Here is a 9,425-nt window from a genome sequence, read left to right on the forward strand (position 1 = left end):
GTTGTGGTTTGATTAAAGATTAGAAAACACGATATTGTATCTACGTATCAAAGCACTAAGGTATTAGTTGTGGTTTGATTAAAGATTAGAAAACACGATATTAGGCAAGTAGTTAGGTCCATAGCGGGGCTAGTTGTGGTTTGATTAAAGATTAGAAAACACGATATTAATCACTATTTTAATTATTGCCTGTAACTAGTTGTGGTTTGATTAAAGATTAGAAAACACGATATTTAAGGAACATACAAACATCAAACGAAGCAGTTGTGGTTTGATTAAAGATTAGAAAACACGATATTTATAGATTCTTTTAAATTAACTGATTTTTCGTTGTGGTTTGATTAAAGATTAGAAAACACGATATTCTTCTCACTCATCAAGTGAAAGCTTCTTGGTTGTGGTTTGATTAAAGATTAGAAAACACGATATTTTTTTGAATTATACTAGATACTTGAGAGTAGTTGTGGTTTGATTAAAGATTAGAAAACACGATATTTACAAAATTCTACAACTAAATGGCTAATAAGTTGTGGTTTGATTAAAGATTAGAAAACACGATATTAGTTGGCTTGTTACCTTCTGATAATCATGGAATTAAAGAAGATATCGTATAAAAAAATGCCTCTTTATTGGTTTGATAAGCCACTATTGAGGCATTTTTTTGTTTCTAAGCCTAAAAAAGTTCCAATTGTGTGGGTTGTGGCGCTGTGGGAACTTCGGTTTTGCCCCAAAAATTTTGGATATTTCCAAACTGTTTATCCGTGATTCGCAATACACTTACTTTTCCTAAGGGTGGTAAAAGCTGATAAATCCTTTTTTCATGGACATCGGCACTTTCGCTACTAGCGCAGTGTCGTACATAAACGGAGTATTGCATCATCGAAAAACCATCCTTCAAAAGATTATTCCTAAATTGCGACGCATTTCGACGGTCTTTTTTTGTTTCTGTAGGCAAGTCGAAAAAAACGAACAACCACATTATTCGGTATCCATTGAGTTCCATAGCTTCGGATATTTGATTTTTTTCCTGTTTCCGGTATAACATTGTTGGAGCGAACTAGCTGTTTTTTGTAGCGCGACCATCAATGGACTTTTTTCGTCTTTAAAGTACACGGTACGTGTTAATAATTGTAGTAATTCGGCTTTTATCGCTGTGTTGAGTTCTTGCTCATTATAGTTTTGCATAATGCTAAAAACTTTCTCATCAACAATAGGACGAAAGGGTTCCATTATATCATCAGCTAACGCAAAAGCATTGTATTTACTTTTATGATGAATGCCTAAGGTATTTAATAATCCGCTTCCGGAAAGAGCTCGGGCAATTGCGGCCCTTAATATCGCGTAACCATAGTTTAAAAAATTATTAGGGTAATCTCCGTAGCGTCCTCTTTTTATACCATCATATTCTAAGTTAGGTTGTGGAAAATGCTTCCAGTATTGTTGAGCAGCTACGCCTTCCATATTTGTTGTGTCACCACTTAAAACTTTGCTTGCCAGAAATTCAAAAGTATTTTTTTGGTTGGTTATCTTAGTTAATAGTTGTCCTTGATTTCTAATTTTCTCAACAATAGTCTGCTGCCATAGTTGTTTTTTTAAAGGCATGGAAGCTTCGATCTGGTTTTTGAATATTTCTTGCTGTATGTGATGACTGTTGAGGTTAAGTAACATTCCATTTGGCAGATGATTTTTGGAACAAATAATTACAGCTGTATTATTTTCGACAATTAAGTTCATTGCCGGAATACTTAAATATATCTCTGGATTGTCAAGGACTAAAAAGCCAATATCTTCGATAGGCACAGTACTTTCTTTAGTTTCAGTTTTAATAACTAACTGAAGATTCTTTGTCGTAATTGAAGACTTGTTTTCAATTAAAAGAGTTCTTTTTATCATGAGGATCAGTTATTAATTTGTTTAAATAATTGATTTTCAGTCAAATTAGTGAATTATGTAATGAGAATATTACGGGAAACCACAATTAAGATGTATTTAAAACAAAAAAAGCTTCCAGTCACATAGACAAGAAGCTTTGAATTGATGCAATAGTCATCAATTTTTTGTACTATTTATTCCAGATCTTCCACGCTTTTTCCGCCTGAAAAATAAGCATGTCTAAGCCATTTTTGATTTGCGCTCCGCCAGCCTTCGCTTTTTTTAGAAATTGCGTTTCAGCAGGATTGTAAATCAAGTCAAAAGCGATATGGTTATCCGTGAAGTATTCGTATGGAAGTAAAGGGAATGCCTCTGTATCGGGACTGGTCCCTACTGGAGTGGCATTTATTATGATTTGGTAATTGTCAAAAGTAGTTGCATTGATTTGATTATAGTCAATAGCATTTTCTTTGGCTTCTCTTGAAACAAAAGTATACGCAATGTCTAATTCATTTAAAGCAAAAGCAACGCCCTTTGAGGCGCCTCCTGTTCCCAGGATAAGTGCCTTTTTGTGATGCGGTTGCAACAAAGGTTCTAGCGCTTTCTTGAAACCGTAGTAATCCGTATTGTACCCTTTTAGTTTTCCTTTTTTTGTGATTTTAATGGTATTTACAGCCCCAATAAGCGCTGCTTTTTTTGATAATTTATCTATAAAAGGGAGTACGGCTTGTTTGTAAGGAATAGTAACACTCAGTCCTTTTAAATCTGCATTGTTCTTTAATATCGCAGTAAAAGAGTCAATCTCTTGAATATCAAAATTTTCGTACGTATAACCTTCAAAGTTTTCGTTATTGAATTTATCGGTAAAATAGCCTTTCGAAAAGGAATAACTAATATTTTGACCTAATAAACCAAAGCGTTTTTTTACTATATCTGACATTTTATTTTTTATGTTTTGCAATGTAATTCTGTACCACTTTTTTTCTCCAAATTGCAGGGAATAAATCTTCTAGAATACTACAGTTGTCAAAGTTTAAACGCAAGGCGTTGCTCATATGAAATTTAGCTTTTGTATTGTCCTTAATCGTATAATACAAGCCGGCTAAACGGTATTCTATTTCATTTTCTTCAGGATAATATTCACATGCTTGCAACAAGGTTGTGATAGCACTTTCAAATTCTCCCAAGAATTGCAGTATATCAACCCAGAATAACCAAGTGTCTAATTCATGATCACCAAATTCCACTGCTTTTCTGAAACCAAACTCAGCTTCTTCAAATAAGTCCATCTTTTTGTTTATCGTAGCGTATCGCTTCCAGTACAAATGATTTTGATTGTCGATTGTTAACGCTTTATTGACAAAAAACAACGCTTTCTGATAGTTTTTTTGACGTACATAAAAATCGGTAATCGCAATCCACCCTTTGTCCAAAAGAGGGTCTTCATGAACAGTCTGATTGAAAAATTTAAGGGCTAACACTTTATTACCTAATTTTTCGTGACATTTTCCTATTCGAAGTAAGGCATAACTAGTGGCATCATCTAATTCGATGGTGCGGTTGTAACTTTCTATCGCTTCTTCGTATCTATTTAGTCGCTCAAAAGCTTTTGCTTTCTCCATAAACGCGCCCAGGAATTCATCATCGATTAAAGTAGAGTAATCAAAGGCACGAATCGCATTTTCATAATCTTTCACCCCATAATACAAGCGACCTACCTGATGCCAAGCTATTTCGCTATATGGATTCTTATCGATGTATTTGTTCAGATAGTCAATCGCTTCTAAGTTTTGATCTAAAAATTCAAAGCAATAAACCACATTGTATAATGCGGATTGATCATCAAGGTCTTCTTCCAGACATTTGATAAAATTCTGTTTTGCCATTTCCAGATTATCCATAAATAGATATTCCATCCCAATTAAATTATACACATCGGCATAATCATCAGTATATTCCAAGGCAGTGTTTAATAATTCAACGGCTTTATCGTGTTGGTCTCTTTTTGAGTAGATATTAGCCTTTTGAATAAAAATTTCTTCATTAGTGGGTTCGATGGCATATAGCTCATTGAGTAGTTTCTCTGCTATATCCAGTTTTTCGTCATATACCAGCATTTCCACTTGTACAAGTTTCAAACCGGTCGATTTCGGGTGTTGATCCAGTGCAAGCTTAAGTGCTTTTTTTGCCAGTGCGGCCTTACCCATGTCGAGATAATGAAGAATGATTTCTTCAAATTCTTCCGAGTCAAAAAAGAGCACTTTGTTGGTTTTCAACATTGACTCAAATTTCTTAAGGGATAAGTTATAGTCTTCTTCTTCGTTGCTTAACTGCATACTTTGTTTTTTAGAATTTGGCCTATTTAAAATTAGGCATCCTTACTGTTGTTGAGAAGAAAATTCAGAATTGTTGTGAACAATTTAATTAACAAATAATAATACTTGGTAGTTGTTAATCACTTTTAGTCGACAAAATTATTTCATCCATTACCGCTAAAATTATTGCGCAACCTTCATGTATTTCATCATCTGAAATTGTAAGTGGCGGTGTAATTCTTATGGCACATCCTTCAAATAGCAACCAGAATAAAATAAGGCCCCTGTCTTGACATTTTAAAATCACTTCATTCGTTGTTGCTGGGCTATCTGTCATGGCGGCCAGCATTAACCCTTTTCCTCGAACTTCTTGTATCAAAGGGTGTACCAAAAGTGATTTAAACAGTCTTTCTTTGTCTAAAGCTTTAGGCATTAGGTCGGTTTCGGTAATTTCCTGTAATGTAGCTAGGCAGGCTGACGCAATGACAGGATGGCCACCAAAAGTGGTGATATGTCCCAGTTTTGGATTATCACTCAATAAGTCCATCATCGCCGTTGAAGCGGTAAAAGCACCTACAGGCATTCCGCCTCCCATTCCTTTTCCCATAACGACAACATCAGGAACAACATCATAATTCTGGAATCCAAAAAGTTTTCCCGTTCTTCCAAACCCCGGTTGAATTTCATCTAAAATCATAAGGGCACCTACTTCGGTACAGCGTTCGCGAACCTTTTTCAGAAAGTCATTATGCGGTTGGATGAAGCCCGCACCGCCTTGGATTGTTTCTAAAACGATACCTGCTGTTCTGGTAGTTATTTTGGCTAAATCGGCTTCGTTGTTGAAGGTTATAAAATCGACATCAGGAATCAAGGGTCGGAAAATCTGTTTGCGCTCTTCAAAACCCATTATACTCAAGGAGCCCATGGTATTTCCATGATAGGCATTATGACAAGAAATCAATTGACTGCGACCGGTGACGCGTCGAGCTAACTTTAATGCCCCTTCAATTGCTTCCGTTCCTGAGTTAACCAGATACGTCTTGTCTAAAGGTGCCGGTAGAAGAGATGCTAAAAGCTTGCAATATTCCACCGCTGGACCTTGTGAATATTCACCGTAAACCATCACATGCGAATATTTATCCAGCTGGTCTTTGATGGCTTGGTTTACTTTGGTAGGTTGGTGCCCAAGCGTACAAGCCGAAACCCCTGCCACAAAATCCAGGTATTTTTTATTATTGCTATCGTAAATATAAGAACCCTTGGCATAAGAAATCTCCATGCCCAATGGGTAAGGAGAAGTTTGTGCCTGGTATTTTAAGAAATCAGTATTCAAAGTTATTATTTATTTGATTATTTTACTTTTGCTTTCGGTTCTGGTTTTTTCTTTTTATCGTAGTTCAAGGTTTCCTCTCGGATTTTCATTGGAACATTTTCCTGCGCATTCTCCCTTTCGCCTTCTTTTATCATTTTTTCGTTAAGTTCGTTCTCTTCATCCGAAAATAGATCATCCTTAGACCGTATCCTTTCATCTCCCCGCCAGACCAGGCCTCTAAGTTTTCTTGCATTTTCTGGCAGGTCTTTTTCTGGGTAGATGTCTCCGTCAATTTGGTTGAAAAAAGTAATCGTCTCCACAGTATTATTTTCTAAAATAAGATTGATTTTGCTACTCACATTTTTATTGATACCAATGAGCTCTTTTGCCTCGTTGCGCATATAGTAGAGTACCTCTGCATTTTTTATGATATCCACTTCGTGTAGCTTGCCTTCTTCCAACTTTCCGTAGAGATTTTGCCCTTTTACTTGATTGTATCCAGTCCCTAAGGTGTCTTTTGAGACTAGAAAGGTATTATTGAGCACCTTGAGTGAATCGAGTTCCTGTGTTGAATTATTTCCTATTAGATGCATCAAATCTCCCGTAATCTGGCTCTCGCCATTCCATAGTACTGGGTTCCCTATCAGTTTTGTTAAAGCTGTTTTTGAACTCGAATGTAGCGAATCACATTTTCCGCTCATGTCTGTTTTATAAAACCGTACATTAGTATAGGCACGAATGATTCGGTTCCCTTCTTTACCAGTTACCATCAATTTTTTACCGTGGATGTAAACGGAGTCATTCTCGACAAAATTCACGGCCACTGCTCTTTTGGTGACAAACATAGAATCTTGTTTTTTATATATTTCGGCATAATGGCCTTTTACAATTCCGCGATTGACAGAATCCGTAATTTTCACATTACGCGTTGCGGAAGCAAATTCTTTATTTCGATCATAATACAAACTATCGCCTTCAATCAGTCGATCTTCATATTTTATAAAGGACTTTCTAAGAAAATGCCCCAGATTTTTTTTAGTATCATAAAACCCTTTTTCGGTATAGATATAATTTTTTTTACTTGTAATTGTCGATGGTCCAAAAAGATAGGAGTGACCTGAATTCGTGAAATAATCTAAATGATTTGATTTAATTACATAAGTAGGGTTAGTAATCGTAACGGCGGTCAGGAACTGGAATTTTTTTTGAGTCACATAATATCTACCGGATTTACTGATCAGTGTATTGTCTTTATTGATAATTGTACCTTTTGTATTGTAATATACTTCTTGAGTATTTCGATCAAAATTTATGGTGTCCGTGGCTAACGTGGCATCTGTAGAACTCATAAAAGCTTCACCAGAAGCAAAAGCTTTTTTTGCATTACCGCTGTACTCTGCATATTTACTGTTTAGGAACAAAGTGTCTCCTTGAACTAATTGTACATTTCCAAAAGCTTTAATATAATTTTCTTTCTGAAAATAATAGGCTTTATTGCACGTTAAGACAACTCCATCGTGGTTGACGCGCACGTTTCCGGTAAGTAGAAAGGCATCTGGCATCTCCACCTGATTGACATCTGCAAAATCAGAATGCTCTACAATAATTTTTTTTGGTGCTTGCGCTAAAACGGATTTTGAACTCAGTATTAGCAAACAGCAACAGATAAAAAAGAAGGACTTCTTCAATGGATTTAATTTTTGTCAAATTTAAGAAAAAGGAAACAATCCTAATCTATATTAGCATTTATTTATAAATTCAAATACAGTAATCTAGAAAGGCTTTTTAATTCGTTTGTTAAGTTATGAACAAATAGAATAACTCTCTCGTTGTAGTGCTTATTTTCGCTGCTTTATTCTGTGTTATTAAAGAAGAGTGTCGTCGCATTTTAAAAAAATAGAGTAAATTTAAAAACTAATTACGTAAGTCATTTTTTTGTAAAAAGGAATGCAAACTTCTATTAAAACTAACGATAAATGATAAAAAAAACGGTTCTTATTACAGGGATAAGTTTAATTCTTGTCACTACGGCTTGTAAAACGACGGCTATAAAAAGGAATGTAGAAAAAGAGTCTCTTCCCGCCGAAAACAAAATAGTAGTCTACCAGGTTTTTACCCGTTTATTTGGGAATAAAAATACAAATAATAAGCCTTGGGGTACTATTGAAGAAAATGGCGTAGGGAAGTTTAATGATTTCACGGATAAAGCACTGGATGAAATAAAGGATCTGGGTGTCAGCTATATTTGGTACACCGGAGTGCCACATCATGCTTTGGTTAGAGATTATACCACAGTTGGTATTTCAAATGACGACCCGGATGTTGTGAAAGGGAGGGCAGGTTCCCCCTATGCTGTTAAGGATTATTACAATGTAAATCCTGATTTGGCCGTTAATCCAAGTGATCGGTTAGCAGAATTTGAAGCACTGATTGCAAGAACGCACAAGGCAGGTTTGAAATTGATAATTGATATTGTACCCAACCATATAGCACGAAAATACGAAGGTAAAAACAATCCTCAAGGAGTCACTGACTTTGGGGTAGATGATGATGTAACTGTAGCATATAAAAGAGACAACAACTTCTATTATATTCCAAATTCCCATTTTGAAGCACCAGAGATAGCTAAGCCTTTGAATGGAGAGGGAAATCCGTTAAGCGACGGCATGTTTATTGAAGTTCCTGCTAAATGGACCGGTAATGGTTCGAAGAGGGTAAAACCGGATAAGAACGACTGGTATGAAACAGTAAAAGTGAATTACGGGATTCGTCCGGACGGTTCAAAAGACTTCCAAGAGCTTCCAGCAGGGTACGATACTAAGTCAGTTGCAGCCCATTTCGAGTTTTGGGAAGGGAAAGACGTACCCGATTCATGGATGAAATTCAGGGATATTGCTTTGTTTTGGACAGCAAAAGGGGTGGATGGATTTCGCTATGATATGGCTGAAATGGTTCCTTACGAGTTCTGGAGTTATATGAACTCAGCGATAAAGAGGCAAAACACGGATGCTTTTCTATTGGCGGAAGTGTACAATCCAAAGGAATACCGTAATTACATTCGTTTAGGGAAAATGGATTATTTGTATGACAAGGTGGAAACCTATGATAAATTGAAAGAAGTGATTCAAGGAAAGTCATTGCCAGACGGGCTTTCAGACATTCAGGTAGGTATGAAAGATATTGAACATAATATGTTGCACTTTTTAGATAACCACGATGAGCAACGTTTAGCGAGTCCTGAATTTGCTGGCACTCCAGAAAGAGGGAAACCTTTGATGGTTGTTTCCACAACGATTAGTTCAGCACCCACCATGATTTATTTTGGGCAGGAAGTGGGTGAGGCCGGCAATGAAAATGGAGGTTTTGGAACGCATTCCAGAACTTCAATTTTTGATTACGTAGGAGTGCCAAGCCATCAACGTTGGATGAATAATGGTAAATTTGACGGGGGACAACTTACGGAAAAGGAAAAAGCGCTTAGGGATTTCTACAAGAGATTGCTTAATTTCTCTCTCACTAGTTCTGCCTTAATGGGCGAATTTCAAGAAATTCAAACCGTTAACAGGCAAGCAACTCTGGGTTTTGATCCGGGTATTTATGCGTTCACGCGCTGGTCAGACACTCAAAAACTGATTGTAGTCACTAATTTCTCCTGGCTCACTACTAGTACATTCGAACTTAAAATTCCTTCAGATATCATAGAAAAATGGAATTTAAAGGATGGTGACTATACGATTACAGACCAGCTTTATAGAAGCAATAAAATACAGTTAAAAGTAATTAATGGAATAGGAAAAGTGCAAATTAAAATAGCGCCCTCAGAGTCTTTTATTTACCAACTGTAACGTTTTTTTCGAATTTAAAGTTCCCTATTATTAAAATGCTAAAACAAAAAATGCTGATGCGCTAACAAGGTAGCATGCATC

7 protein-coding genes and 1 CRISPR repeat array are annotated in these 9,425 nt (G+C 36.2%); of the genes, 1 reads left to right on the forward strand and 6 read right to left on the reverse strand.

The genetic code is table 11. The annotated features are described in order from the left end of the window. Nucleotides 1-562: direct repeats of the CRISPR family, unit length 36 nt; unit sequence GTTGTGGTTTGATTAAAGATTAGAAAACACGATATT. Between the two features lie 111 nt (nt 563-673). The 6 genes from cas2 to A3SG_RS0115975 form a co-directional block, all read right to left on the reverse strand. Continuing rightward, entirely contained in the window at nt 674-1,003 is a 330-nt protein-coding gene (gene cas2 / locus A3SG_RS0115950; RefSeq protein ID WP_016991005.1) for a CRISPR-associated endonuclease Cas2, read from the reverse strand. Further along, nucleotides 979-1,893: a type II CRISPR-associated endonuclease Cas1 gene (cas1, locus tag A3SG_RS0115955; protein ID WP_016991006.1), complete on the reverse strand. Its 915-nt coding sequence runs from the start codon at nt 1,891-1,893 to the stop codon at nt 979-981. Before cas1 ends, cas2 begins: the two co-directional genes overlap by 25 nt. Before the next feature lie 169 nt (nt 1,894-2,062). Further along, entirely contained in the window at nt 2,063-2,812 is a 750-nt protein-coding gene (locus tag A3SG_RS0115960) for a shikimate dehydrogenase family protein (RefSeq protein WP_029596861.1), read from the reverse strand. 1 nt (nt 2,813) lies between these two features. Beyond that, entirely contained in the window at nt 2,814-4,208 is a 1,395-nt protein-coding gene (locus tag A3SG_RS0115965) for a tetratricopeptide repeat protein (RefSeq protein ID WP_016991008.1), read from the reverse strand. Nucleotides 4,209-4,323: 115 nt separating this feature from the next. Next, the gene (locus A3SG_RS0115970; RefSeq protein ID WP_029596862.1) at nt 4,324-5,520 is read right to left on the reverse strand and encodes an aspartate aminotransferase family protein; all 1,197 of its coding nucleotides are present in this window, start codon (nt 5,518-5,520) and stop codon (nt 4,324-4,326) included. A gap of 17 nt (nt 5,521-5,537) precedes the next feature. Beyond that, entirely contained in the window at nt 5,538-7,154 is a 1,617-nt protein-coding gene (locus A3SG_RS0115975) for an OstA-like protein (RefSeq protein ID WP_016991010.1), read from the reverse strand. Nucleotides 7,155-7,475: 321 nt separating this feature from the next. Between A3SG_RS0115975 and A3SG_RS0115980 the strand changes: the two genes are divergently transcribed. Continuing rightward, nucleotides 7,476-9,344, forward strand: coding sequence for an alpha-amylase family protein (locus A3SG_RS0115980; protein WP_016991011.1), 1,869 nt, complete (start codon nt 7,476-7,478; stop codon nt 9,342-9,344). Nucleotides 9,345-9,425: the final 81 nt, after the last annotated feature.

Origin of the sequence: Flavobacterium sp. ACAM 123 (assembly GCF_000264055.1) — a bacterium.
GTDB lineage: Bacteria > Bacteroidota > Bacteroidia > Flavobacteriales > Flavobacteriaceae > Flavobacterium.